Below are 26813 nucleotides of genomic sequence, written 5' to 3' on the forward strand. Positions count from 1 at the left end.
ATGCTGCTTATCAGCTGCCCCAATTGCGGGCCACGAGACGAAACCGAATTCCACTACGGTGGCCAGGCCCACGTGGCCTACCCGGAAAACCCGAATGACCTGAACGACCGCGAGTGGGCGGAGTACCTGTTCTACCGCGACAACACCAAAGGCAATTTCGCCGAGCGCTGGGTGCACAGCACTGGTTGCCGCAAATGGTTCAACATGCTGCGCGACACCGTCACCTATGACATCAAGGCCGTTTACAAAATGGGCGAACCGCGCCCTGACCTGACAAACGAAGCGATCTCCCCGGAAGGAGCAAGCAAGTGACCTCGCAGAACGCCCGCCTCGCCACCGGCGGCCGCATCGACCGCAGCATTTCCTGGCGATTCACCGTGGACGGGCAGGAATACACAGGCCACCCCGGTGACACGATCGCCTCCGCCTTGCTCGCCAACGGCCGCGTCAGCGTCGGCAGTTCCCTTTACGAAGACCGCCCCCGCGGCATCGTCTCGGCCGGCGTCGAAGAACCCAACGCCCTGCTCAAGGTTGCCGCCCGCTTCCCCGGCCACGTCGCCGAATCCATGCTCCCGGCAACCGCCGTTTCGCTCGTGGATGGACTCAGCGCCGAGTTCCTGAACGGGCTGGGACGGCTCGACCCTGCCGAAGACCGCGCGGAATACGACAAGAAGTACGTCCACACTGACGTCCTGGTTGTCGGTGGCGGCGTTTCCGGCCTGGCCGCGGCACGCGAAGCCGTCCGCACGGGTGCCCGGGTCATCCTGATCGACGACCAGCCCGAACTTGGCGGCTCGCTCCTGTCCGGCTCCACCGCGCCGGAACTCGCCGAGAGCATCGAGGGCAAGACGGCGCTCGAGTGGATCGCCGACGTCGAAGCGGAACTCGTTTCCGCCGCCGAATGCACCGTCCTCAACCGGACCACGGCGTTCGGTTCGTACGACTCCAACTACGTGATCGCCGCGCAGAACCGCACCGACCACCTGAGCAGCCCCGCGGCGCCGGGTGTTTCCCGCCAGCGTATTTGGCACATCCGTGCCAAGCAGGTTGTCTTGGCTCCGGGCGCCCACGAGCGTCCGCTCGTCTTCGAGAACAACGACCGCCCCGGAATCATGCTGGCCTCAGCGGTCCGCAGCTACCTCAACCGTTACGCCGTCGTCGCCGGAAAGCGCGTTGTCATCGGTACCACCAACGATTCCGCTTACTTGCTGGCCACGGACCTGCAGGCAGCAGGCGTCAAGGTTGCCGCCGTCGTCGACGCCCGCCCCACCATCAGCGCGAAAGCGGCGCAGGCCGCCGAAAGCGGGATCCGCGTCCTCGTCGGCAGCGCCGTCGCGGACACGAGCGGTGCAGGGGAAGACGGCCGGATCGACGGCGTCACCATCCGCAGCATCGACAACGATGGCGAGGTCACCTCGGGCGTCGAACGGCTCGATTGCGACTTGCTCGCCATTTCCGGCGGCTGGAGCCCGGTGGTCCACCTCCACAGCCAGCGCCAGGGCAAGCTGCGCTGGGACGACGAACTGGCAGGATTCGTGCCGAGCAGCGTCGTCAAGGACCAGCAGGTTGTCGGTTCGGGACGCGGAAGCTACGAACTCGCGGATTGCCTCGCTGAAGGCATCTCCGCCGGTGCCGCAGCGGCCATCGCCGCCGGCTTCAGCACCGACGTCGTACCCTCCGAACTGAAGGCTCCCGTCGCTTCGGCGCCGACCCGCCAGCTGTGGCTCGTCCCGGGCCAGACCGGCAACGCAGGGGAGTGGCGCCACCACTTCGTGGACTTCCAGCGTGACCAGACCGTGGCCGACGTCCTGCGTTCCACCGGTGCCGGCATGCGCTCGGTGGAGCACGTCAAGCGGTACACCTCCATCAGCACCGCCAACGACCAAGGCAAGACCTCCGGCGTCAACGCGATCGGCGTGATCGCGGCGGCCCTTAAGCAGGCAGGCGAGGCTGGAACCGAAGGTAGTCGCAGTATCGGCGAAATCGGCACCACCACGTACCGCGCACCCTTCACTCCGGTAGCCTTCGCGGCACTCGCGGGACGCCAGCGCGGGGAGCTCTTCGACCCCGCCCGCGTCACCTCCATCCACCCGTGGCACGTTGCCCAGGGAGCGCTCTTCGAGGACGTCGGACAGTGGAAGCGGCCGTGGTACTACCCTCAGGACGGCGAGGACATGGATACCGCGGTGCTCCGTGAATGTGCAGCAGTCCGCGAATCCGTTGGCTTCATGGACGCCACGACGCTCGGCAAGATCGAGGTCCGCGGCAAGGACGCGGGTGAGTTCCTGAACCGCATCTACACCAACGCGTTCAAGAAGCTCGCCCCCGGTTCCGCCCGTTACGGCGTCATGTGCACGCCGGACGGAATGATCTTCGACGACGGCGTGACCCTGCGCCTCGACGAGGACCGCTTCTTCATGACCACCACCACCGGCGGCGCCGCGAAGGTCCTGGACTGGCTGGAAGAATGGCACCAGACCGAATGGCCGGAACTCGATGTCGTCTCCACTTCGGTGACTGAACAGTGGTCCACGATTGCCGTCGTCGGGCCCAAGTCCCGCGAAGTGATCGCGAAGGTTGCTCCGCAGCTGGCGGAAAACGGCGGGCTCGACGCCGAAGCGTTCCCGTTCATGACATTCCGCGAAACCACGCTGGCTTCCGGCGTGCAGGCCCGGGTATGTCGGATTTCGTTCTCGGGTGAGCTCGCCTACGAAATCAACGTCCCCACCTGGTACGGACTCAACACCTGGGAAGCCGTTGCGGCCGCGGGTGCCGAGTTCAACATCACCCCGTACGGCACAGAGACCATGCACGTGCTCCGCGCCGAAAAGGGCTACCCGATCGTCGGGCAGGACACCGACGGCACGGTCACGCCGCAGGATGCCGGCATGGAATGGATCGTCTCCAAGGCCAAGGACTTCATCGGCAAGCGCTCGTACAGCCGGACGGACGCCGTCCGCACCGACCGCAAGCACCTGGTCAGCGTCCTTCCGGTCGACGGAACGTTCCGCCTTCCCGAAGGCACCCAGCTCGTGGAAAAGGGCATCCCGGTGAATCCGGCATACGGTCCCGTTCCGATGCAGGGCTTCGTGACCTCGAGCTACCACAGTGCAGCATTGGGCCGCTCCTTCGGCCTCGCACTGATCACCAACGGACGCAACCGCATCGGCGAAACCCTGGTGGCCGCCGTCGGTGACCAGTTGCTGGACGTCGTGGTGGGAGAAACCGTACTTTTCGACGCTGAAGGGACCCGTAAAGATGGCTGAAACAGCATTGCCCGCAGAAACTAGCAACCCGGCAAACATTGACAAGCTCCGCGGGGCACGCCGCAGCCCGGCGTCGCACCTGAGCGAGAACTTCGCGTCCGGGTCCGTGGCCGGCACCGTGGCACTCAAGGAGATCCCGTTCCAGACCATGGTGGGGATCCGGGTAGACCGGGATTCCGACGCCGGCCGGCGCCTTGCGTCCGTGACCGGCGGCTTGCCTGCCGCTTGTGGCGAGGTCGCTGGAGGCGAGCGGGCCACCACCTTGTGGCTCGGACCCGACGAGTTCCTCGTGGTTGCGCCGGAAACTGCCCACGATTCCCTGGGCGGCGACCTCGTCCGGGCACTCTTCGAAGCACTTGGTGACGCGCCCGGGCAGGTAGTGGACTTGTCCGCCAACCGCACTACGTTCGAACTCTCCGGAATCCGTGCGAAGGACGTCCTGGAGAAGAGCTGCTCGCTGGACCTGCACCCGCGTGCCTTCCACGCGGGAACGGCCCTGACCACGGAGATCGGCAACATCCCGGCCGTCCTGTGGAAGACCGGCGAGGAGTCCTTCCGGATCTTCCCCCGGGCCTCGTTCGCCGATTTCCTGGGCCGCTGGCTCCTCGATGGCATGAAGGAATTCGCTTCTCCCGAGGTCCCCTGATGGCACTGAGTGTCCTTGACCTGTTTTCCATTGGCATCGGGCCGTCGTCATCGCACACGGTCGGCCCGATGCGGGCGGCAAAGCAGTTCACTGACGGCCTTGAATCCTCAGGCCAGCTCGCGGCAACGGTGCGCGTCCAGGCAGAGCTTTTCGGCTCGCTGGGCGCCACCGGCCGCGGCCACGGCTCTGATAAGGCCGTGGTCCTCGGGCTCCAGGGAGAATCCCCGGAAACCGTCGATACGCGGACGGCTGACGACCAAGTGGCCGCGGCTGCCTTGGACGCGGAACTGCGGATCGGGGGACACCACCGCGTGGACTTCAACTGGGAAGAGGACATGCTCCTCCACCGGCGCAAGTCCCTCCCGGCCCACCCCAACGGCATGACCTTCCGGGCGCTCGACCACGCCGGGGAAGTACTGCGGGAACGCAGCTACTACTCGATCGGCGGCGGTTTCGTGGTGGATGGAGACGCCTCCGGGAGCGACAAGGTAGTCGCAGACGCAACTGTGCTGCCCTACCCCTTCAACACCGCCGACGAGCTCCTGGCCATCTGCGCACGGGAGGAGATGTCCATCTCCGACGTCATGCTCGCAAACGAACTCGTGTGGCGAAGCGAAGCGGAGCTTCGCGAACGGCTGCTCGAGATCTGGGCGGTCATGCGCGAGTGCGTGGACAACGGCTGCTCCGCGGAAGGAATCCTGCCGGGAGGCCTCAACGTAAGGCGCCGGGCGCCGTCGTTGTTCAAGACACTGTCCACGAACGACGCCGGACACGTCACCGGATCGGCGGACCCGCTCCTCGCGATGGAATGGGTGAACCTGTTCGCCCTCGCGGTCAACGAGGAAAACGCCGCGGGCGGCCGGATTGTCACGGCCCCCACCAATGGTGCCGCCGGTATTGTGCCGGCGGTCCTGCATTACTACGTCAAGTTCGTGCCGGGAGCGGACGACGACGGCGTGGTGCGGTTCCTGCTCGCGGCGGCCGCCGTCGGGATCCTGTTCAAGATCAACGCCTCCATCTCGGGAGCCGAAGTCGGCTGCCAAGGCGAGGTGGGCTCGGCCTGTTCGATGGCCGCGGCCGGTCTTTGCGAAGTCCTCGGCGGCACTCCCGCGCAAGTCGAAAACGCCGCGGAAGTCGGTATCGAACACAACCTCGGGCTCACCTGCGATCCGGTGGGCGGCCTCGTCCAGATCCCGTGCATCGAACGCAACGCGATCGCCAGCGTCAAGGCCATCAACGCCGCACGCCTTGCCCTGCACGGCGACGGCAGCCACAAAGTATCCCTCGACAAAGCCATCAAAACCATGCGAGACACAGGAGCGGACATGAAGATCAAGTACAAGGAGACCTCCCGTGGAGGGCTCGCCGTGAATGTGGTGGAGTGTTAGCCATGACAGCCATTCACAATGAGACCGCGTCCGCGCCGGAACAGCCGGCGACCACCGTGGAACATGTCCTGACGCTCGATTGCCCCGAAACCCGGGGAATCGTGCACGCCGTCTCCGGCTTCCTGCTGGAACACGACTGCGACATCATCGAGAACAAGCAATTCGATTCCCAACTGGACCGGCACTTCTTCATGCGGATCCATTTCTCCTCGGAGGGAGACGAATCAACCATCGATTCGCTGCGGGAAGCCTTCGCACCGGTTGCGGAGAAGTTCGGCATGCGCTGGCAACTGAACCGGCATGGAGCCAAGCGGCGCGTGCTGATCATGGTTTCCAAGTTCGAGCATTGCCTCAACGACCTCCTGTTCCGGGCCCGGGTGGGCGAATTGCCGGTGGAGATCGTCGGGGTGGTCTCCAACCACCCGGACCACAGGCGGACCGTGGAATGGCACGGGATTCCGTTCTTCCACGTGCCCGTCACAGCGGCCACCAAGCCCGCCGCGGAAGCGCAGCTCCTGGACATCATCGACCGCCTGGACGTTGAACTCGTGGTCCTCGCACGCTACATGCAGGTGCTGAGCGATGACCTGGCCCGCAAGCTGGATGGCCGTGCCATCAACATCCACCACTCGTTCCTGCCGAGCTTCAAGGGCGCCAAGCCGTACCACCAGGCCTACGCGCGCGGCGTCAAGACGGTGGGCGCTACCGCCCACTACGTCAACGGTGAACTGGATGAAGGACCCATCATCGCCCAGCAAGTGGTGGAGGTGGACCACACCTTCGGTCCGGACGAATTGGTCGCAGCTGGACGTGATACCGAATGCAAGGCGCTCAGCAACGCCGTTCGTTGGCACTGCGAAGGCCGGGTGATCCTGCAGGGGAACAGGACCGTGGTGTTGAAATAGGTTCCGGCCCGGCCCCCGCTTGGACGGTTCCCTGCGGACACGGTGCTTACAAGCATCGAGTGCGCAGGGAACCGTCTTTTGGCGAAGTTTTGCATTAATAGAAAGCGAGCCCCGTCCATCTCTGGACGGGGCTCGCTTTCTTGGTTCTAGTTGATGGGTGTGGGTGGGCGGTTTCCGTTGAGGACGGCGAGTGTGTTGTCGGCTGCGAGCATGGCCATGGCTGTGCGTGTTTCGATGGTGGCGGAGCCCAGGTGCGGGACGAGGGTGACGTTTTCGAGGTCGATCAGTCCGGGGTGGACGGTGGGTTCCTTTTCGAAGACGTCCAGCCCGGCGCCCGCGATCTGGTTTTCGCGTAGGGCGGTGGCGAGGGCGGCTTCGTCGATGATCGGTCCGCGCGCGGTGTTGACCAGGTACGCGGTGTCCTTCATGGCCGCCAGTTGTTCGGCGCCGATCAGGTGGTGCGTGGCCGGGCCGTAGGGGCAGTGGAGGGAGACGACGTCGGAGACGGCAAGCAGTTCGTCGAGCTCGACGCGGCGGGTGCCGAGTTCCGCGGCGATACCGGGGTCGATTTCGCTGCGGGACTGGTAGACGATCTCCATGCCGAAGGCCTTGGCCCGGCGGGCGGTGGCTTGGCCGATGCCGCCCATGCCGACGATGCCGAGGGTTTTGCCTTGCAGGCTGGAGCCGAGCAGGAAGAACATGCCCCATTTCCAGGCTTGTCCGGAGCGGATGAGCCGTTCGCCTTCGCCGAGCCGGCGGGTGGCCATGAGGATGAGTCCGAACGCGATGTCCGCGGTGGCTTCGGTGAGCACGCCGGGGGTGTTGGCGGCGATGATCCCGCGTTGCGTGCAGGCGGGGACGTCGATGTTGTCGTAGCCGACGGCGACGTTTGCGACGACCTTCAGCTGCGGTCCGGCGGCGTCGAGCAGTTCGGCGTCGATGCGTTCGGTCAGCAGGCTCACGACGGCGTCCGCGCCGGCAACCCGGGCCAGGAGTTCTTCGCGGCTGATGGACTCGGAACCGGTCCAGGCGTCGACGTCGTGTTCGGCGCGCAGTTTTTCCAGTGCTGCTTCGGGCACGCGCCCGGTGACTACTACTTTGCTCATGCGTTTTGGATCCATTCGCGCAGGCGGCCGAGGCCGTCGTTGATGGCTGGTACTTCGATGCCAGAGTATGCCAGGCGGATGTATTGGCGCTCTTCTCCGGGCAGGCGCCGGCCGAAGTGCTCGCGGGTGCAGAAGGACACACCGGTCTTGTAGAGGGCATCGGAGGCGAAGTCGCCCACGGCGGTGTAGCCCAGTTTCTGCATGGCTTCGGTGACGTCCGGGAAGAGGTAGAACGTGGATTGCGGCACGGCCACGCTCATGCCCGGGATGGAGTTGACAAGCTCGCACGCGGCATCCCGGCGGTCCTTGAGGATGTCGAGCATCTGCTGCACGGATTCCTGGGGACCGCGGAGCGCTTCGATGCCTGCCCACTGGACGTAGTGGGTGGTGCAGGATTCGTCGTTGGTGTTCAGGGTGGACAGCACCTTGGCGATCTCCACCGGGGCGACGGCACAGCCCAGGCGTGAGCCGGTCATGGCGAACTTCTTGCTGAAGGTGTACAGGATCACGGTGCGCTCGGCCATGCCCGGAATCGATGTGATCGAGCTGGAGACGCCTTCGTAGCGGGTCTCGAAATAGGCCTCGTCCGAAAGCACCCAGAGGTCGTGCTCGATCGCGATCTGCGCTATCGCCTCGCGCTCGGCGGCGGTGGACTCGGCCGAGATGGGGTTCTGCAGGTCGTTGTAGATGATCGCTGCCGTGTAGGGCGTGATCGAGGCCCGGACCTGGTCCAGGTCGATCGCGAAGCCCGTGCTGGTGGGCACGTAACGGTATGGCACGGCCGTGCCGCCCAGGTACTCGATCTGGGATTCGTAGATCGGGAAGCCCGGGTTGGGGTACAGGACTTCCTGGCCGGGGTTCATGACCGCCTGGAGGAACTTGGTGATGACGGGCTTGCCGCCGGTCATGACCACCACGTTCTCCGGGGAGAATTCAATCCCGCGCCGTGAGCCGATGTCCTCAGCCAACGCTTCGCGCAGCTGCGGGATGCCCGGCCCGGGGCAGTAGCCCGTGTACCCGTCGGCGATCGCCCGGTTCATCGCCTCAACGATGTGCGGTGCGGTAGGGATATTGATGTCGCCAAGATGGAACGGGAAGACCTCGTTCCCCTTCGCCTTCCAAGCCGCCGCGGCCTGCGCGACGCTGAAAGCGGTCTCAGTGCCCAGGCGTTCAAGCCGGTGCGCGAGTTTCTGCATGATTGTTTCACTCCTCGTCGAGTTGACGATCCATCCCAAAGGGATACAGATCTCATGTGTAACTAATATATCAGACCACGGGACTAATATATCAGCGGGACGAAAGATGTCCGCTTGTTTTTCTTCCAAATTCCGGCCGAGTGTCCTGCCGGCGGTTAATGCGGTTCGAGTCGAAGCACGAGGCGACGGCTGGCGCTCGCGAGCGAGTCCGCGTAGCTCATGCGAAGCTCCGTTCCTGTGTACGCATGAGATCCGTGCTGCTCGGACGACGGTTGTCCCGGAGCGGCACGGATCTCAGCAGTTTGTGATTTCCCCGGCGTAGTTCTTACGGGCGGGAGAGGTTCACTGCCGGAGCGGTGGAAGTCGTTGATCGCTTGCTGCCGAGCGCAGCGCTCTCAGTCAGCGAAAGGCCACGGGTCTCCGGTGCCCAAAGGATTGAGATCAGGGCGCCGAGGAGGGTGATGGCTCCGGCGATGATCATAGTGGTGCCGATGCCCAGGCCGCTGAGCGCCAAGGGGACAAGATACGTTCCGACGGCGGCGCCGATGCGGCTGAGCGAAGATGCCAGGCCGACAGCGGAGCCGCGGATTTCGGTGGGGAAGAGTTCGTTCGGGTAGACCCACTGCATGATCTGGGTTCCGCCGATCAGTACGGCGTAGCCGATGAACAGGGCCATGATGATCCAGGACGACGCGTCCGGGAGGATGCCCAGCATGAGCAGGGCCAGGCCTGACCAGAGGAAGCTGTGGATCATGAGTGGGCGGCGGCCCATCTTGTTGACGAATACGCACGCGATGATGCAGCCGACCATGAACATGATGGTGATGACGGCGGAGCCGATCTGGCCCATGCTTCCGTCCAGGTGGAGTGCGCCGAGGATGGCGGGGGCGAAGGCGTAGACGGCGAAGAGGGGGACGATCGAAGCGGTCCAGAAGATCGTGATGAAGGCCATGCGTCCGCCGTAGCCGGAGCGGAGGAGGGCGCGGACGTCGAGGTTTTCCTTCGATTCCTGGGGCAGGTCGTCGACGGTGACTCCGGGGCCGAAGACCTTGCGCAGGGAGGCATTGGCTTCGTCGAGCCTGCCTTTGCCCGCGAGCCAGCGCGGGGATTCCGGTGTTCCGATCCGTGCGAGGGCGATCAGCAGGGCGGGCACGGCTGCGCTTGCCAGCGCCCAGCGCCATCCGCTGTCCCCGAGCCCGACGAGCAATTCCCCGACGACGTAGGCAACAGCGGCGCCGACGAACCACATGGTTACGTACAGGCCGAGGAGCGGCCCGCGGTACTTGCGTGGCGAGAATTCCGCCAGCAGGGAGGTTGCGATGGGGTAGTCGGCGCCGACGGCTATGCCGATGAAGAGGCGCAGGATGATCAGCCAGAACACGTCGCCCACGAAGAACTGGAGGGCTGAAAAGACGATCATCGCTATGAGGTCGAGCGTGAAGAGCGTCTTGCGCCCGAACTTATCGGTCAGCCAGCCGCCGGCGAAGGCCCCGAAAAAGATGCCGACGAGAGTGGAGGCACCGATCAGGCCTTGTTCCGACTCGTTCAGGTGCCACTGCCCGGTGATTTGCGCCAGTGCAACACCGATGATGGACAGGATATAGCCGTCAAGGAAAGGCCCTCCGGAGGAGAAGAGGGCAAGCTTCTTATGGAAGGTGGACAGGGGTGCATCGTCCAATGCGTTTGTGGTCATCGAGTTCTCCTAGTCGATGTGGCAGGGATTGCGGCGTCGGTAGTGGACGGCAATTCCTTAAGGGGGCCGACCTCACGGCTCCCCGGATTCTCTGTCCGCCAGGGCCGTTGCCGTGACGATACGGCTTCGGCCCGGATGCAGAGTCAGGGACATCGTGCGATGTCGGCGTGTTGATGGTCCTCGGTAGGTTTCGTGAACTTTGTGATCTCGAACATGCCCGTGTGAGGCATGTCTCAATACTAGGATTCGATCAAAGATCGCACAAGTACTTTCGATCAAAGATCGAAAAAAATTTGAGCGACGCCTGAAGAACTCAGAGTCTCAGGAAAGGCGTTCGTCGCTGTGGACGATCAGTCCCGCACGCACGCGGGGGAGTGGTCGCCCATGATTCGGCGGGCGTGTGGCCCGTACCAGGGAAGAGGTTTAGCTATGGTCCCGCTGGGCGGCCAGAAGGGCCTTGATGCGGTCGGTGGCATCGACAAGTGACGAGTCGTTGACGGACGCGGCCTTGAGGGAATCGCCGTCGCGGGCGGCATCGATGAGGTCGCGTTGGTAGCGCCACAGGGACTCATCGCCCGCGGTGTCCAGGGTTCCCTGCGCTCCCACGATCTTGTAGGCGCGGCACTGCCGCCAGAGGTTGCGGATCATCTGGACGAGCAGTGGATTCCCGGCGGCGGTATAGAGGATTTCCAGGAGGTTCTCGTCGTGGTCCAGGATGGGGACCACTTGGTGGTCGGTGATCGCATGCCGCATGAGGTCGTATTCTTCCTGCATCCGGTCGCAATCCTCGCGGGTGATGTGCCGACTCCCCAAGCGCGCAGCCTCGACCTCAAGCAGCCTGCGGATGTTGTAGACGTGCAATAGCTCCTCAAGGGTGAGTGCCTTCACCACTGCACCCTTGTGGGGTTCGCGTTCGACGATTCCCGCCTCTTCGAGCCGGCGTATCGCCTCGCGCACGGGCATGGCGCTGGTGCCCACCTGTTCCGCGAGCTCGCGGACCGTCAGCCGGGAGCCGGCGGGCAGTTCGCCGCTGAGGATGGCCTCGTGGATGGTGTCGTAAACCTGGTCGGTCAGGAGTGCTGGCGCGGCCCTCTTGGAAAGTGGCATAGATCAAATATATAGGCGAGTGCCGACGGCGGTGCGGTCTTTGGCGTCGTTTCTCACCGCGTGTGCCACTCGGCGCGGTTTCCGGTAAGAGTTAGCCAAAAATCTCTATTGATCTTTGATCAAATCTTGTTATGATGGGAATCACATTGTGCGGTGTTCCTCGAGGTTGTGGGACATCGCGGAGGCTGTCCCGCCTGGGGTGGGAGTATCACGGGCGCCTTCCCCTGGACCGCCCGGAGAAGCAAGCATTCGAGAATTTCGCAGAAGGGCATTCCTATGAAAGATGTTGTGATTGTCGGTGCCGGCCTGGCCGGACTTTCGGCCGGTTGGCGCCTCCGCCATTGGGACACGCTCTTGCTGGAGGCCGGCGAACGGGTCGGGGGCCGGATCCGTTCGGAGCGCCGCGGTTCGTATTGGTTGAACTGGGGCGGGCACGTCTTTGCGGGTGCGGGTTCGTCCACGGATGCCCTGCTCAACGAGGTCGGCGTCACTGCCGTGAATATCCCGGGTTCGCTGCAGGCGTTGTCCATGAACGGAAAGTTCATCCGCAAGGGACACATCGCCACGTACCCGTTCCGCATTCCGATGTCGTTGTCTTCGCGCATCGATACCCTGCGCGCGGGCATGAAGGTTGTCAGCGGCGTGGCCAAGTACACGGGCGTTGTCCGGAAGCGGGCGGGCGAGTCCGGCGCGATGCGCCAGCAGCGTATTTACGACTTCGAGAACAGCACCTCGTTCCAGGACTTCATTGGCGATTTGTCCGAGGACGCCGCTTCATTGTTCAAGACGACGGTTACGCGCTCTGCCGGCGACATGGACCAGATCTCCGCGGGTGCCGGAATCGGGTACTTCAGCTTGGTCCTGGGCATTGGGCAGGGGTTGAGCCAGGGCATCGTCGGTGGTCCGTCGACCCTGACCGAATCGATTGCAGCGTCGCTGGGCGACCGCATCCAGTTGGGCGCCACGGTGAATGAGGTCGTGCACAAGAAGGATTCCGTCGTCGTCCGCTACACCCAGGGTGGAGTGGACCGCGAGGTGGAGGCGCGCGCCGTCGTCCTTGCCACTACTGCCGATGTTTCGCACAAGGTGGGCGTGGACCTTCCGGGCGAACTGCGCGATGCCCTCAGCCAGATCAAGTACGGCCCGCACGTCAGCACGGCATTCCTCACCAACGAAACCTCCGCGCGGCCGTGGGACGACATCTACGCCATCGCTGCTCCGAAGCGGTCCTTCGCGATTGCGCTGAACCAGGCAAGCATCGTGCGTGGTTCGGAATCCGTGCGCAAGCCCGGCGGAAGCTTCATGACGTTCTCGCCGGCTAGCCTCGGTAAGGCCCTGCTGGACAAGAGCGACGACGAAGTCATCCAGACGCACCTTGCCGACCTTGACCAGGTGCTTGGCCATGGTTTTGCCGGCAGCGTTGTGGAAGCGCAGACGGATCGTTGGAAGGTCGCTTCGCCGTACTGCTTCCCGGGCCGCGCCAAACTCCAGTCCACCCTCATGCGGGGAACGGACCGTGTCTTCCTCGCGGGCGACTTCCTCGGAACCCTGTACACGGAATCCTCGATCACCTCGGGCTTCTCGGCGGCCCAGGAAGCTGCCAGCCTGCTCGCGACGCACCGCCAGGCCCCGCCGCACAGCGGCCTTTCGGTCGTCGCCTAAGCCAAGCATCCGTTCTTCCCACCTCAGCACTTAAGTAAAGGAACCACTCATGACCAACCAACTCCGCGGAGTCCTCACCGCTTTGTCCACGCCGTTCGGGCAGGATGGCGCCATCGACGTCGAGATGCTGCGTCGCGTCGTCGACCGCTCCATTGATGCCGGTGTCGACGGCGTTGTCGCCGCCGGATCCACCGGCGAAGTCGGTGCACTGTCCTCCGAGGAGCGGCTGCTCCTGATCGAAACGGTCATCGACCAGGCGAAGGGCCGCGTCCCGGTGATCGCCCAGACCGGCGCAACCTCGACGGCGGAAGCCATCCGGCTTTCGCAGGCTGCCGAGAAGGCGGGCGCGGATGTGCTCATGCTGATCACTCCGTACTACGAACCGTTGTCCCTCGAAGAGACCGTCACGTATCTCAAAGACGTGGCCGGTTCCGTGAAGCTTCCCGTCATGCTTTACAACATCCCGGCCGTGACCGGCGTCAACCTGGATCCGGCCACCGTGCGCGCACTGGCCGAAGAGGTCCCGAACATCCTCTACATCAAGGATTCAAGCGCCAACTGGGAGCAGGCCCTCCAGCTGATCCACCACCACAGCGACGTCATCGGCACGTTCATCGGCTGGGACGCCTACATTTACAGCGCCTTGGTAGAAGGCTCGGCCGGTGTCATGGCCGGTACCGCCAACGTGGTGCCCGAGGAAATCGTCGCGGTCAGCCGTCTGATCGCCGAAGGCGACCTCAACGGTGCGCGTGAACTGTGGAACTCGGTCTACCCGGTGATCGACGCCCTTCTCTCCACGCCGTTCATCGCCTCCGTCAAGGCCGGCCTCACCCTGCAAGGGCTGCCCGCCGGATCGCCCCGACGCCCCACCGCGGACCTTGGTCCCGAGGACTTCACCCGCGTCCGCGACGCCCTTGCGGCACTTCGAGTGAAGGTGGCGTAGGGCTATGTCAACGTCCAGCACAACAGTGTTCACCGTCCTTCGGGGCGGGGAATTTCCGGTTCCTGCCTTGCCTCCTTTCGGCCAGTTCATCGGTGGAGCGTTCGTTCCTTCGACGTCGGGCTCCACCGTTGATGTCGTGAACCCGGCCACCGAAGAAGTCATCGCGCAGGTCCCCGGGGGATCCGTCGAGGACGTCGACGCCGCCGTCGCCGCTGCCGTAGCGGCCAAGACGGACTGGGCGGCAAAGACCCCGAAGGACCGTTCCACGGTTCTCCTGAGGATCGCGGACATCATCGAGGCCAACCGGGACGTCTTCGAAACCCTCGAAGCGGCCAACACCGGCAAGCCGGCCGCCGTGACCGAGGACGATATCTCAAGCGCGATCGACACCTTCCGGTTCTCCGCCGGCGCCACCCGTGCTTTCACCACCCTGGGCGCGGACGACTACGCGGAGAACCACACCTCGGTGATCTTCCGCGAGCCCGTCGGCGTGGTGGGCGTGATCACCCCGTGGAACTACCCCCTCCTCATGGCCGCCTGGAAGATCGCGCCGATCCTGGGCGCCGGCAACACGCTGGTGCTCAAGCCATCGGAGCAGACACCGTTGACGACGCTCAAGCTGGCAGAACTCATCGCCTCCGAGCTTCCGGCAGGCGTGCTGAACATCGTCACCGGCCCCGGCCGGGTAGTGGGCAACCGGCTCTCGGAACACCCGGATGTTGACCTCGTCGCCATCACCGGCAGCGTGGGCAGTGGCCAGAAGGTCGCCTCGAGCGCGGCGTCCACCGTCAAGCGCGTGCACCTGGAACTGGGCGGGAAAGCGCCGGTAGTGGTCTACGACGACGCCGACCTGGAAGCAGCCGCGAAGGGTGTCCGTTCCGGGGGGTTCTGGAACGGCGGCCAGGAATGCGGCGCGGCATGCCGTGTCCTCGTGCACGAATCGGTGGCGGAGAAGTTCACCGAGCTGCTGGTCCGGGAAGTGAGCGACATTTCAGTCGGCGCTCCCGGTGCGGGGGACGACGTCGAGATCGGTTCCATGATCTCCAAGGCCCACTACGAGAGGGTGCTGGCCGCCCTCGACGACGTCCGCAAGGATGGACTGACGATCGCAGTCGGAGGCAACGCACTGGAGGGGCCGGGCTACTTCATCGAACCCACGGTCGTCACCGATGTTCCTGCCGGCGCAGCCATCGCAAGCACCGAGATCTTCGGCCCGGTGGTTTCCGTGGAGACGTTCAGCACAGATGAGGAAGCGATCACGCGGGCCAACGAAACCATCTACGGGCTCGCGGCCTCGGTGTGGACCACGAACGCGTCCCGCTCGCTGTCCGTCCCGCGCAAGCTGGACTTCGGCACCGTGTGGGTCAACTCCCACCTCGTGATTGCCAACGAAGTGCCCTGGGGAGGCTTCAAGGGATCCGGCTACGGCAGGGATCTTTCGATCTACGCCCTGGAAGACTTCTCCAGGACCAAGCACGTCATGTACAAGCGGGACTGAGTTCCGTCCCCGGCTGGCCTCAAAGCACCTCAGCGGTACGAAAAAGATCCCGACGGCGGGCAATCGCCGTCGGGATCTTTTTCGTCTTTGGTTTCTTAGCCGGCAACTGCCGCTGAGGCCCGGATCAGGGACGCCACGCGTTCCCCTTCCGTGTATGCCCCATGGGTTCCTGCAGTCTCGGAGGTGTAATCGCCCGCGAAGTGGAGCGAACCGATCGAACGCTGCAGCTCAGGAAGTGCCGTCGCCCGCTCCGGACTCAGCAAAGCGAAGCAGTGCTGCCACGTCTGGGCATGCACCGCCAAGACGCGGCCCCGAAGCTGTGGAGCCACCGTGTAGAAGTCCTCCATCCACTCGGCCACCCTTTCCTCATCGTCGGCGAAGCCGGGCAAATAGCCGGAAGAATTCCCGTAGCAGGTCAGCTGGACGATGTTCTCGCGGGAGGTCTGCTCGGTTCCACCAGGGACCGGGTTGATGATGGCGTCAAAGGGCATGCCGACAGTCACGATGATCGCCCAGTCCTTGACCTCCGGAAGCCCCTCAACGTCGGCGACGATGTTCAGCGTAGTGCTGCCTGGGCTCGCGACCCGCTGAAGCGCGGAGGTTTTCCAGCCAGGCAGGTCCTTGACGATCTCCGGGACCACTGGCCCAGGGACGGCCAACACGACGTGCCTCGCAAGGAGTTTCTCTTCACCGGGTCCAGCTTTAACCGACACCTCGTACACGCCGTCGGCCTCGCGCAGGGCCACATCCGTTACCCGGGTGTTGTAGCGGACAGCGTCTTCGGGCAGGTGCTTCAGGATGGTCCGGGGAATGGCCTGCATTCCGTCCAGCGCGAATAGTCGGTTGTCCTTTTCCCGCGCGAGGTAGCTGGCGAAGTAGCGGAGTGCGTATTTCGCTGAAAGATTGGCCGGATCGCCCACGGCGCCGCCACGGATCGCCGTCGATATGACGTCGCGAACCGCCGGTTGCAGATCCCGGATCCTCTCCGCCACGGTTTCGTCCGAGAGCTTGCCGAGCGCGTCTACCGATGTTTGGCCGTTGACGTAGTCCTGGTACTCGGCGAGTGAGGCATCAATGAACTTGATGAGTTCAGCTTTTTCGGACTCGCCGAGGTTGAGGCCGGCTACGACGTCCTCGTTTGATTCGGCAACGACTGTCTTCCCGTTGATGTGGATTCCGTACGTCGAGGGAAGGAAGGGCACGGTTTCGATCCCCAGCTCATGCACGAGCTCCTCGGACTTGGTTCCCTTGTAAACGAACATCGCACCGGAATTGGCCGATGTCCCGGCAAGCGGCACAGTGTGCGAGCGTCCGCCGACTTCATGGCCGGACTCCAAGACAAGGACATCCAGCCCCGAGTCCCTCAAGTAATAGGCAGTTCCGAGTCCGGCCGCGCCTCCACCAACAATAATCACGTCATGCAATTTGGGCTCCTCTTGGATAATTCTGTTGTTTCTTTTCTCAAACGCGCCGACGAATACGGGCTCATCGGCAATTCAATGGGCACGCACAAGGGCGACGCCGGGGCCGTAAGCCCTTGCGTCGCCCTCATGCTGTATGGCCCTTGTCAGAGTTCGCTGGGTGCGCCGGGCTCGCCGACGGAGGGATCCATTCCGTACTTATCGAGGATCTTCTTGATGGTGCCGTCCGCGCGGAGCTTCGTGATGTCATCGTCGATCGCCTTGCCGAGGGCCTGGTTGTCGAGGCTGGAGGGCAACATGACCTGGCCCACGGAGGCGAACTGCGGGACGTTCGGGTTGGGCTTGACGTTTACTACCTGGGCGCCGTCGATAGGCGCTGACTTGAACCGGTACTTCGCGGAAGCTGCGGATGCCACGAGCGCGTCGATGCGGCCGGCCTTGAGGTCTGCGTAGATGGACTCGTCGTCCTGGTAGATCTTGAAGTTGTCTCCAAGCCACTTTTGCATGCTGTCGTTCCAGAGGTTGCCGGCGACCGAGCCGACCTTCTTGCCGGCGAGGTCGTCACTGGTCAGGCCGGTCTTCGAGACGATGGCTTGCGGATCGCTCCAGAGCGGGGTGCTCATGTAGACGATGCTCGAGCGTGCCTTGGTGCGCAGCCAGTTTCCGGATCCGATGTCGACGCGCTTGGACTGTACCGACGGGATGACCGCACCGGCACCGCCGGAGGAGCTGACGGTGACCTGGAGGCATTCGAGCTTGGCGATCTCGCCGATCAGGTCGCCTTCCATGCCGGTGACCTGGTCGCCGTTGAGGATGGTTGCCGGCGCGTAGTCGTAGCTGGCCACGGTGAGTTGGCCTTGTGTGAGGGTCTTGAGGCCGTCGTGGGCGGGTTTGCAGCTGGAATTGCTGCTGGCATTGTCGGTGCCTCCGCAGGCTGCGAGGGAGATGGCGAGCAGGCCGGCGGCGGTGCCGGCCGAAAGCACGCGCACGAGTACGCGGGGGGTCCGTGACATGGTTCTACTTTCTTTGCTGGGGTGTTTAGTTGCGTTGGAGGTGGCGGTTGAGGCGTTGTTCGAGGAGTCGGACGAGGGCGAGGAAGAGGAGGGTGAGGGTGCCGTAGAGGGCGGAGGTGAGGAGGTAGACGGAGAGGTATTGGAAGGTGATGGAGCCGATTTCGAAGGCTTTGGACATGAGTTCGGGGACGGCGATGACGAAGGCGAGGGCGCTGCCTTGGAAGACGAGGACGGCGAGGCCTGCCAGGGGTGGGGTGGAGATGCGCAGGGCTTGGGGCAGGATGATGATGCGGAATCCGGTCCAGCCGGACAGTCCGGAGGTCAGGGCGGCTTCTTTTTGTCCGAGGGGTACGGCGGCGATGCCGGCGCGGAAGTATTCGGAGGCGTAGGAGCCGGTGTTCCAGGACAGGGCGATGATTGCGGTGGTGAGGGATCCGAGGGTGATGCCGGCGTCGGGCAGGCTGAAGTAGAGCAGGTAGAGCAGCACGAGGGCGGGCAGGCCGCGGCCGAATTCGACGAAGAGGAAGGAGATCCAGCGCAGGGGGGCCGGTTTCGCGGCGGCCATGACGGCGAAGAGCAGGCCGAGGGGGAAGCCGAAGAGCAGGGACAGTGCGGTGAGTTGGAGGCTGACACCGAGTCCGGGGGCGAGGGCGGGCAGCCAGGAGGCCCATTGGGTGAGCATGTCCATCATGCCACTCCGATCTTGCGGCGCAGGGTCAGGTCGATGCGCCGGGAGATGAGCGCGACGATGAGGCTGATGATGATGTAGAGGGCTCCGGCGGTGATGAAGGAGAGCAGGCCCTGGTGGGTTTGTTTGGCTGATTGTTGGGCGTAGTAGGTGATTTCGTGCACCCCGATGGTGGAGGCGAGGGCGGAGTCTTTGAGCAGGCCGATGCCGTAGGTGGCGATCGCGGGCAGCGCGACGCGGAAGGCCTGGGGGGTGATGATGTGGGTGATGGTGTCCAGGGTGCCCAGGCCGAGGGCGTGCGCGGCTTCGCGTTGGCCTTCGGGGATGGAGAGCAGGCCGGAGCGGTAGATTTCGGCCATGAAGGCTGCGGCGATGAGGGAGAAGCCGATGATCGCGGCTTGGATGGTGGTCAGGCGCAGGGCGTATTGGGGCAGGCCGAAGTAGATCAGGAACAGCCAGGTGATGGGCGGGATGACGCGGATGAGGTTGATGTAGAGGGTGGCGATGCCGCGGATGAGGGGGACGGGGGAGCGGACGGCGCCGACCAGGACCAGGCCGATGATCCCGCCGAAGAGCAGGGACGCGCCGGTGACGTAGAGGCTCAGTCCGATGCCTTGGGCGATGGTGGTGAGCAGGTGCAGGGGCATGGGGGTCACCGGTCCAGGACGGCTTTGAGGAACTGGCGGGTGCGTTCGTTCGCCGGTTGGGTCATGACTTGTTCGCTGGGTCCGATTTCCAGGACGCCGCCGTTGCCCATGACCATGATCCGGTCCGAGACGTCGCGGGCGAAGTGCATTTCGTGGGTGACGACGAGCATGGTCATGCCTTCGTCGGCCAGGTCGCGCATGACGGCGAGGACTTCCAGGCCGATTTCCGGGTCCAGGGCCGAGGTCGGTTCATCGAAGAGCATGACCTTCGGGGACAGGGCCAGGGCGCGGGCGATCGCGATGCGTTGCTGCTGGCCGCCGGAGAGCCGGGCCGGGTAGGCCGTGGCCTTGTCCGGCAGGCCCACGCGCTGGAGGAGTTTCTCGGCGGTGTCCCGGGCCTGGTCCTTGCCGGTGCCCAGGACCTTGCGCTGGGGCAGGGCGATGTTTTCCATCACGGTCAGGTGCGGGAAGAGGTTGAAGCTTTGGAACACCATGCCGGTGACGCGGCGGAGGTGGTCCAGGCTGGCCTTGTCCGGGCGTCTGCCGCCGGCGACCACCCGGGCCCCGCCGATCTCGATGATGCCCTCGGTGGGGGTTTCCAGGTAGTTCAGGCAGCGCAGGAACGTGCTCTTGCCCGCCCCCGAGGGCCCGATGATCGACACGACCTCGCCCTCGCCCATGCTCAGGTTCACATCCGACAACACCCGGGCCGGGCCGTAACTCTTCCCCAAACCGGAAACCACCACCTCCCCGGACACTGATACCCGCGGAGCCCTCGTGCCAAAACTGAAGCTCATGCCAATTCCTTCGGTAACGGGACATCCTTGTCCCTCAAACAGATCAAATGAGGATGCGTGCCCCCTGCAGGAGTATGTGACTTGCTTAGTCCGGTCAGTCTTGGTACTCGCCTGCAGTGTGCCCTACGTCACTGTAGCGAGAGAATTTACTCCCTGTCTAGATCTTTGATCGAATTTTTTGGGAAACCCGTTTTCGCGCCCGACGGCGGGCGAGACTACCGCCGTCGAGCGCGTCTTAGGGGGAATCGCCTCACCGCGCTGGCGAAAATAACCGAGCGGTCGCGCTAATTGCCCGTATATGGCATCAAACTTTGATCAGATTTCATGCGGTTCGTTGGCACGTTGCAGCGGATCGGAAGCCGTGGCGGACCGCGGTGCGTGCTGCCGGATGCGAGGCGTGCGTGCGTCGGGTACATGTGCCGGTACATTGAAGGATTGAAAACACATGGAACGGGGTGAACGCGTCATCGAATCACTGGCCGACATCGCGTACAAGGTCATCGCGGACAGGATCATCACTCTCGATATCCGCCCGAATGAGGCGATCAACGAGTCCCAGCTGTCGAAGGAAATGCAAATGGGAAGGACTCCCATCCGCGAAGCCCTGAAGCAACTGGAAAGCGAACGGCTCGTGGTGACGCAGACGCGAAAGGGTTCCTTCGCCGCGCCCATCAAGCTGACCGACCTTCTTGAAGTCGCCCAGATCCGGCAAGCACTCGAACCGTTGGCCGCGGAACTCGCGGCGGAAAATGTTCGGCCCGAGCACGAAAGCGCCCTTCGCGGGCACCTGCAGCTCCTGGCGGCCTTGTCAGGCAGGCCGGCCGAGCAGAACGAACTGATGCGGCTCAATCTTGAGATCCACCGGCAGATTTACAGCATCGCCGGAAACCTGCACCTCGAGGATACCCTCCTGCGGTACGCCCACCTCTCGACGCGAATTTGGTCGCAAATCCTGGAGCGTCGTTCGCCCGTGCGGGAGCACACACTCGAACTTGGCCCCATCATCCAAGCCGTCCTGGATAAGGACAGTGCCCAAAGCCGTACCTTGATGGATGCGCACGTGCGGAACTTCAACGAGTACATAGCCAACCTGCGATAGGCATGCCCCGCTCCTAAACGAAGCATTGACGTGTAGTGGATCACATCCTAATCTTTGATATATCAACCGTCGTCAGACTGTTGACGATCTCAGGGGGTAATCGCACACCCCATGTCAAAAGGAGCTCAATGGACATCCATGTCGCCATTGATGAAGCGCGTTTCACGCGGTTCCACAAAAAGCTAGTCGCCGCCTGCATGGGCGGCCCCATTCTCGACGGCTATATCCTCAGCATCATTGCGATCGCCCTGATCGGAATCTCGGCCGATTTCCAGACCACGCCGCTCGAAACCAGTCTCATCGGCGCGTCCGCGCTCGTGGGCATCTTCCTCGGCGCTGTCTTCCTCGGACCCCTGACGGACCGCATCGGCCGGCAGCTCATGTACACCATCGACTTGTGGGTCCTGGTCATCGGGTCCGTCCTGCAGTTCTTCGTCCAAGACTCGATGCAGCTCATCATCGCAAGGTTCATCATGGGGCTGGCCATCGGAGCCGACTATCCCATTGCCAACTCACTGCTTGCCGAGTGGCTTCCCCGCAAGCGCCGGGGCCAAATGCTCGGCGTCCTGCAGGTGGGCTGGTTCATCGGCGCCGCCCTCGCCTCTCTCGTCGGCTATGGCATGTTCGAAATCTTCGGTGGCGAGTCCTGGCGTTGGATGCTCGTCTCCTCGGCCATCCTTGGAACAATCGTCATGCTCCTCCGCCTGGGCACCCCCGAATCTCCCCGCTGGCTCCTCCACCATGGCCGGGTCAAAGAAGCAAAGGCCTCCCTCCGAGCCGCACTCGCAGACCAGCTCAGCGTCGAGCACCTGTTCTTCGAGTCTGAAACGAAGCCTGAAGCCGATACCGGCAAGGTGAATCTCTCCGTCCTCCTCAAGAAGCCATACCTGAAGCGCATCATCTTCTGCAGCGGCTTCTACACCTTGCAGGTCGGTCCGCTGTTTGCCATCTACACCTTCGGGCCGACCATCCTGTCCTCCTTCGGCCTGGGGCACGGTAACGCGTCCAATCTCGGTTCCGTGGTGATCGACCTTGTCTTCCTCGCAGGTTGCATCCCCGCGCTCAAGCTCATTGAGACGTGGGGCAGGCGTCCGCTCATCATTTGGTGCTTCGCGCTGATGGCGATCCCGCTGTTCATCCTGGGATTCGCGCCGTCCGCCCCGGTCGGCGTCATCATTGCCTGCTTCTGCGCCTACGCCTTGTTCTCCGGCGGCCCGAGCATCCTCGAATGGGCGTACCCCAGCGAGATCTTCCCGACGAACGTCCGCGCCAGCGCCGTTGGCATTACGACGGCAGCAAGCCGCATCGGCGCGGCGCTCGGGACCTTCGGCCTGCCCTTCTCACTCGAAGCATGGGGCATCGGGCCCACCATGATCATCGCTGCTGTAGTCACGGCAGCCGGCTTCTTCCTGTGCTTGTTCCTCGCGGAAGAGACCAAGGGGATGACGCTGGCCCAGGCCGGAGGCGAAACTGCTCCGGAGAGGGAGCGGGTCCGCGAGGTCGCTTAGCCTTCTCCGACCGCTTCGACGGTTTCCTGCGCACACGCTGTTTGAAAGCATCGGGTGTGCAGGGAACCGTCGAACCGGCGTTGTGGCCGGCCCCGGCTACAGCCCCACGAGCCGTGTGGCCAAGTGCAACGCTGCGAGCCTGCCCGTGCCCCGAGGATCTCCGCCGCACAGTTCGAAGATCCGTTGCAGCCGGTGATGCATCGATTGCCGTTCCACGTGAAGTTCCCGCGCTGCTTGCGCCGTGTTGCAGCCGGTGTCCAGCCAAACGGCCAATGTCCGCACCAGCTCCGAGCGGCGCTGTTCGTCATGTTCGACCACTGCCCCGAGGTGCCGCCGGACAAAATCTTCCCGCGTCCCGGCGTCGAGGCCCGCCTCCGCCAAGCGTTCCACCGCGAAATCGTCGGCATCCACAATGCCGGCGGAAATTCCGCTTCTTGCCTTGAGTTCAAGAGTCCGACGCGCCTCCGCGAGGGACCACGGAGCTTCCCCGATCCCTTGTGCCGCCGGACCCACCGCCAGCGTTGAACCGTCAGGGATAGCCAGCGCGTGAAGCGCCTGGATCAGTTCCGAGCGTGCCGCAAGAGTGTGGTCCCGGGGGAGTGCGGCCAATGCGATCACTTCGGAATTGTCCGCGTAGCTCGCGTCGTGGGACACACAGCGGTGGAGGATACTGTCCAGTTCCGTCCGCAGCTGCCCGGCGGACGGGGAACGGACGACGACGGCCGTCACCGCCCCGCCGACGGAAAACCCAGACGCCGGGCCGAGTTGCTGTAATCGCCATGGTTGCGTGCCCGAGCTGATGGCGCGCATGAGTTCGATCCCCGCGAGTTCCTTCAACCCGGGCGGCATGCGCTGCAGCAGGGCCAACCCGATGATGTCGACGCACCGCTCGCCGGCCACCCGCGCGCGGTTCGCGTCGCCGTCGTCGGGCACTTCCAGCTCGAGGCGGGCGGCCAGCACGCCCCGGACCGGCACGTCCACGGTGCTCAAATTGCAAGACGGCGCCGCGTCGCCCACGTTGGCGGGCCGGTCCGGGCTGGCGCTAGCCAAGGTAGCCCCCGACGGCGATACGAGCCTGACGCTGGCACCCGTCCGGCGTGCCAGTACCGCCAGGAGTTGGTCCAGGCCGCCGCCGTGTGCGAGTTCCGCGGACATCGCGTGGCTTGTCTCGTCGCCGAATTGCAGCTGCGCCACGGATTCGCTGACCAATTGCGAGTTGATGGCCTGCATGATGCCGACGAACGGCGCTACCTTGCGTAGCTCGATGATCGGCAGGCCGCAGGTTTCGCCGGTGTAGAGCATGGATACAGGTATCGCGGGCAAATCCGGGCCGGTTTCAATGGCAAGGGCCGCTACGCCGCGCGCCGCGAGTTGCCGGACGTAGTCCTGGCGGCGTTCGTCCGAGGCGGTGGCAAGCGCTTGGCCGCCGGTCAGGAGGAGTTCTCCGCCTTGCAGGAGGGGAGCGATGTCCATGACTTCGCTTGAATGCACCCAGCGGACTTGTCGGGACAACGCCTCCGGGATGTCCGTCCGCAGCACGGGGTCGGCTGCTTTGAGGGAATCGTGTTCGAAAGCTTCGCCTAGCAATAGGGACATGACATTCCGTAACTCTTATGGGTCAACTGTCATACACATCGTATCTTGTTGCTGTGATGTGAGGCACATACATTGAGAAGGTCCCTTTCACACACGGAGGCACCCCAATGCATGAGAACCTTTCCGCTGCCACGACGCCTGGATCTGCAACGGCGCAGACCGACGTCGAGCAAAACCTTCAGTCCATTCCCGAATCGGCGAGAACCCGCAGCGTCGCGGGTCAATTCTGGATCTGGGCCGGCGCGAACCTGGCCCCGATCAACTGGGTCCTTGGGGCCCTTGGCGTCCAGCTCGGACTTGGCTTTGCCGATACCGTCACCGTCCTGGTGGTCGGGAACCTGATCGGCATGGCACTATTCGGCCTCTTCGTCCTGCTCGGCCAGCGAACCGGCGCCACCGGCATGGTCCTGGCCCGGGCCGCGTTCGGCAGGCGCGGCAACTACCTCCCTAGCGCCATCCAAGCGCTCCTCGGCATCGGCTGGTGCGCCGTCAACACCTGGATCATCCTCGATTTGGTCATGGCACTCCTCGGTAAGCTCGGAATCGTCGATCCGGACCAGCCCAACGTCGGGCCCAAAATCCTGGTGGCCTTCCTCATCATGGCCGCGCAAGTCATCATCGCGTGGTTCGGCTACAAAGCGATCGCGGCATTTGAAAAGTGGACGGTGCCGCCGACCATTGTTGTGCTGGTGGCGATGTCGGCGGTGTCCTGGTTCGGCATGAACATCGACTGGGGCTACGCAGGCCCTCCGGGTGCGGTCCTGGAAGGCGGTGCGAGGATCGCCGCCATGACCACAGTGATGACGGTGATCGGGATCGGTTGGGGAATCACCTGGTTCACCTACGCCGCCGACTATTCACGGTTCGTGAGCACCTCCGTTCCCAAGCGCAAGGTTTACCTGGCCTCCGTCTTCGGCCAGTTCCTGCCGGTGGTTTGGCTCGGCATCCTCGGCGCCAGCCTGGCCACGAAGAGCGGTACAGCCGATCCCGGCCACCTCATCGTGGACAACTTCGGAGTCCTTGCCATCCCGGTCCTCTTCCTGGTGCTGCACGGTCCCATCGCCACGAACATCCTGAACATCTACACCTTCTCCGTAGCCGCCCAGGCACTCGACATCAAAGCCAAGCGCCGGTCACTGAACCTTTTCGTCGGCGTGCTTGCCTTGGCCGGCGTCGTGTTCTTCATCCTCCAAGAGGACTTTGCCTCAACACTGAGCACCTGGCTCGGCGGCCTGGTGGCCTGGGTCGCGGCATGGGGAGGCATCATGCTGGTGCATTACTTCCGTGTGGACAAGCGCCACCCGGTGGGCGTTGATCGCCTTTTCGACCCCGTGGGTACCCGCCGGCTCCCCGCCTTCAACCGGGCCGGGATCACCGCCCTTATCGTGGGCATCTTTGCAACCTGGCTATTCATGTATGGCGTGCTCCCGATCATGCAAGGTCCCATTGCCACGGCGATGGGTGGAATCGACCTCTCGTGGTTGGCCGGCGGAATTGTCGCCGCCAGCGTCTACGGAGTGCTCGGTCCGCGGGTTCATGCCCGGTACCTGCCGACCGCACCGCCCTCGACGGCGGGTTCCCCACCTGCTGCGGAAGCCGCCGTCGTCAACCTGGTCAACGACTGAGAGGAACTCCCATGACCGCCAACGCACCTACCGGCCGGACCGCGCGTCGCAACGCTTTTCCCGACGAGACCCACCCGATCACCTGGCCCGAGGGCTTCACCGCGGCTGCTTCGTTCACGTTCGACGTCGATGCCGAATCCTGCACCATCGCCCACGACCCCACCTCAACACGGCGCATGTCCCTCATGAGCCACCAGTCCTACGGGCCGAAGGTCGCCGTCCCGCGCCTCCTGAAAATCCTTGAGCGCCAAGGGATCCAAGGCACGTTCTTCATCCCTGGATTCACTGCGGAAAGCTACCCTGACGTGGTGCGGCGGATCGTCGACGGCGGACACGAAGTTGCCCACCACGGCTACCTCCACGAGCCCATGCAGGGAATCGACGCCGCCACCGAGGCAAGCTACCTTGACCGTGGCCTGGAAGCGCTCGCCAAGGTCGCCGGCGTGCGACCCGTCGGGTATCGGGCCCCGTGGTGGGAGCTGAATTGGCATTCGCCGGCACTCCTCGCGGACCGCGGTTTCCTTTACGATTCAAGCCTGCTCGACGGCGATGCCCCCTATCGAATGGCCGTCGCCCAAGGCGAGGCCCAGGACACGGATTCCCGCGACATCGTGGAAATTCCCGTGGACTGGACGCTCGATGACTGGGAGCAATACGCGTTCTATCCGGGAGTAACGGGTAGCGGAGTGATCGAGAGCCCGTCCAAGGTCCTCGACATGTGGACTCTGGAAGCCGAAGCCCACCACTCCCAAGGCAGTTGCTTCGTCCTGACCAACCACCCCTTCATCTCGGGGCGCCCGTCCAAGGCTGTTGCCCTGGAACGGTTGATTGAACGCGTGAAGTCAATGGACGGAATGTGGGTGACCACCATGGAACGGATCGCCGAGCACACCAAAGCCACGGTCAACGAAGTCCACAGCCATGCCCGGATAGAGATACCCGGCCATCCTGGAGCCGGAGCCATCTTCAAGCCATCCCGCACGCGGGAGACAGCGCTGAGCTGACGGGC

The 26813-nt window shown here is 63.9% G+C and carries 22 protein-coding genes; 12 read left to right on the forward strand and 10 right to left on the reverse strand.

Going from position 1 to position 26813, the window contains the following annotated elements; all coding sequences use genetic code 11:
* From ABCW42_RS04950 to purU, 5 genes are read left to right on the forward strand one after another with little or no spacing between them, the layout of a single operon-like run.
* Window positions 1-312: a sarcosine oxidase subunit delta gene (locus tag ABCW42_RS04950; RefSeq protein ID WP_133206679.1), complete on the forward strand. Its 312-nt coding sequence runs from the start codon at window positions 1-3 to the stop codon at window positions 310-312.
* Window positions 309-3266, forward strand: a complete 2958-nt coding sequence (locus ABCW42_RS04955; RefSeq protein WP_423183806.1) for an FAD-dependent oxidoreductase — start codon at window positions 309-311, stop codon at window positions 3264-3266. Before ABCW42_RS04950 ends, ABCW42_RS04955 begins: the two co-directional genes overlap by 4 nt.
* A complete protein-coding gene (locus ABCW42_RS04960; protein ID WP_423183807.1) occupies window positions 3259-3912 on the forward strand; it encodes a sarcosine oxidase subunit gamma in 654 nt (217 codons plus the stop codon). Before ABCW42_RS04955 ends, ABCW42_RS04960 begins: the two co-directional genes overlap by 8 nt.
* Window positions 3912-5300 carry an L-serine ammonia-lyase gene (locus ABCW42_RS04965; protein ID WP_423183808.1) on the forward strand — a complete coding sequence of 463 codons (1389 nt, stop codon included), beginning with the start codon at window positions 3912-3914 and terminating at the stop codon, window positions 5298-5300. The genes ABCW42_RS04960 and ABCW42_RS04965 overlap by 1 nt, the downstream gene beginning before the upstream one ends.
* 2 nt (window positions 5301-5302) lie before the next feature.
* Complete coding sequence (gene purU / locus ABCW42_RS04970; protein WP_423183809.1) at window positions 5303-6205, forward strand: formyltetrahydrofolate deformylase; 903 nt, start codon at window positions 5303-5305, stop codon at window positions 6203-6205.
* 146 nt (window positions 6206-6351) lie between these two features.
* Here purU and ABCW42_RS04975 read toward each other — a convergent pair whose 3' ends face one another.
* The 4 genes from ABCW42_RS04975 to ABCW42_RS04990 all read right to left on the reverse strand — a co-directional run bounded on the left by ABCW42_RS04975 (window position 6352) and on the right by ABCW42_RS04990 (window position 11307).
* On the reverse strand, window positions 6352-7311 hold the full coding sequence (locus tag ABCW42_RS04975; RefSeq protein WP_423183810.1) for a 2-hydroxyacid dehydrogenase: 960 nt from the start codon (window positions 7309-7311) through the stop codon (window positions 6352-6354).
* Window positions 7308-8507 (reverse strand): pyridoxal phosphate-dependent aminotransferase, encoded by a 1200-nt coding sequence (locus tag ABCW42_RS04980; protein WP_423183811.1) that lies wholly within the window; start codon window positions 8505-8507, stop codon window positions 7308-7310. The genes ABCW42_RS04975 and ABCW42_RS04980 overlap by 4 nt, the downstream gene beginning before the upstream one ends.
* A 325-nt stretch (window positions 8508-8832) precedes the next feature.
* Entirely contained in the window at window positions 8833-10200 is a 1368-nt protein-coding gene (locus ABCW42_RS04985) for an MFS transporter (protein WP_423183812.1), read from the reverse strand.
* 423 nt (window positions 10201-10623) lie between these two features.
* Complete coding sequence (locus tag ABCW42_RS04990; RefSeq protein ID WP_423183813.1) at window positions 10624-11307, reverse strand: GntR family transcriptional regulator; 684 nt, start codon at window positions 11305-11307, stop codon at window positions 10624-10626.
* Between the two features lie 276 nt (window positions 11308-11583).
* Between ABCW42_RS04990 and ABCW42_RS04995 the strand changes: the two genes are divergently transcribed.
* From ABCW42_RS04995 to ABCW42_RS05005, 3 genes are read left to right on the forward strand one after another with little or no spacing between them, the layout of a single operon-like run.
* Window positions 11584-12969, forward strand: a complete 1386-nt coding sequence (locus tag ABCW42_RS04995) for a protoporphyrinogen/coproporphyrinogen oxidase (RefSeq protein ID WP_423183814.1) — start codon at window positions 11584-11586, stop codon at window positions 12967-12969.
* Window positions 12970-13018: 49 nt separating this feature from the next.
* Complete coding sequence (gene dapA / locus ABCW42_RS05000; protein WP_423183815.1) at window positions 13019-13912, forward strand: 4-hydroxy-tetrahydrodipicolinate synthase; 894 nt, start codon at window positions 13019-13021, stop codon at window positions 13910-13912.
* A gap of 4 nt (window positions 13913-13916) precedes the next feature.
* On the forward strand, window positions 13917-15410 hold the full coding sequence (locus ABCW42_RS05005; protein ID WP_423183816.1) for an aldehyde dehydrogenase family protein: 1494 nt from the start codon (window positions 13917-13919) through the stop codon (window positions 15408-15410).
* Between the two features lie 95 nt (window positions 15411-15505).
* Here the strand turns inward: ABCW42_RS05005 and ABCW42_RS05010 are convergent, their stop codons facing one another.
* The 5 genes from ABCW42_RS05010 to ABCW42_RS05030 form a co-directional block, all read right to left on the reverse strand.
* Complete coding sequence (locus ABCW42_RS05010) at window positions 15506-16825, reverse strand: flavin monoamine oxidase family protein (RefSeq protein ID WP_423184805.1); 1320 nt, start codon at window positions 16823-16825, stop codon at window positions 15506-15508.
* 152 nt (window positions 16826-16977) lie between these two features.
* Entirely contained in the window at window positions 16978-17844 is an 867-nt protein-coding gene (locus ABCW42_RS05015; protein ID WP_423183817.1) for a substrate-binding periplasmic protein, read from the reverse strand.
* A gap of 25 nt (window positions 17845-17869) precedes the next feature.
* Window positions 17870-18535: an amino acid ABC transporter permease gene (locus ABCW42_RS05020; protein ID WP_423182667.1), complete on the reverse strand. Its 666-nt coding sequence runs from the start codon at window positions 18533-18535 to the stop codon at window positions 17870-17872.
* Window positions 18532-19179 (reverse strand): amino acid ABC transporter permease, encoded by a 648-nt coding sequence (locus ABCW42_RS05025; protein ID WP_423182666.1) that lies wholly within the window; start codon window positions 19177-19179, stop codon window positions 18532-18534. The genes ABCW42_RS05020 and ABCW42_RS05025 overlap by 4 nt, the downstream gene beginning before the upstream one ends.
* A 5-nt stretch (window positions 19180-19184) precedes the next feature.
* Entirely contained in the window at window positions 19185-19976 is a 792-nt protein-coding gene (locus ABCW42_RS05030) for an amino acid ABC transporter ATP-binding protein (protein ID WP_423183818.1), read from the reverse strand.
* Between the two features lie 445 nt (window positions 19977-20421).
* Here ABCW42_RS05030 and ABCW42_RS05035 point away from each other — a divergent pair, with 445 nt between their 5' ends.
* Both ABCW42_RS05035 and ABCW42_RS05040 read left to right on the forward strand, forming a co-directional pair.
* Window positions 20422-21075 (forward strand): GntR family transcriptional regulator, encoded by a 654-nt coding sequence (locus ABCW42_RS05035; protein ID WP_423183819.1) that lies wholly within the window; start codon window positions 20422-20424, stop codon window positions 21073-21075.
* Window positions 21076-21203: 128 nt separating this feature from the next.
* Window positions 21204-22583, forward strand: a complete 1380-nt coding sequence (locus ABCW42_RS05040; protein WP_423183820.1) for an MFS transporter — start codon at window positions 21204-21206, stop codon at window positions 22581-22583.
* Between the two features lie 96 nt (window positions 22584-22679).
* Here ABCW42_RS05040 and ABCW42_RS05045 read toward each other — a convergent pair whose 3' ends face one another.
* The gene (locus ABCW42_RS05045) at window positions 22680-24179 is read right to left on the reverse strand and encodes a PucR family transcriptional regulator (protein WP_423183821.1); all 1500 of its coding nucleotides are present in this window, start codon (window positions 24177-24179) and stop codon (window positions 22680-22682) included.
* Window positions 24180-24286: 107 nt separating this feature from the next.
* Between ABCW42_RS05045 and ABCW42_RS05050 the strand changes: the two genes are divergently transcribed.
* Window positions 24287-25804 (forward strand): purine-cytosine permease family protein, encoded by a 1518-nt coding sequence (locus ABCW42_RS05050; protein WP_423183822.1) that lies wholly within the window; start codon window positions 24287-24289, stop codon window positions 25802-25804.
* A gap of 11 nt (window positions 25805-25815) precedes the next feature.
* Window positions 25816-26808: a polysaccharide deacetylase family protein gene (locus ABCW42_RS05055; protein ID WP_423183823.1), complete on the forward strand. Its 993-nt coding sequence runs from the start codon at window positions 25816-25818 to the stop codon at window positions 26806-26808.
* The last annotated feature ends 5 nt before the right edge of the window (window positions 26809-26813 follow it).

Source organism: Arthrobacter sp. NyZ413, assembly GCF_049390645.1.
Lineage (GTDB): Bacteria > Actinomycetota > Actinomycetes > Actinomycetales > Micrococcaceae > Arthrobacter.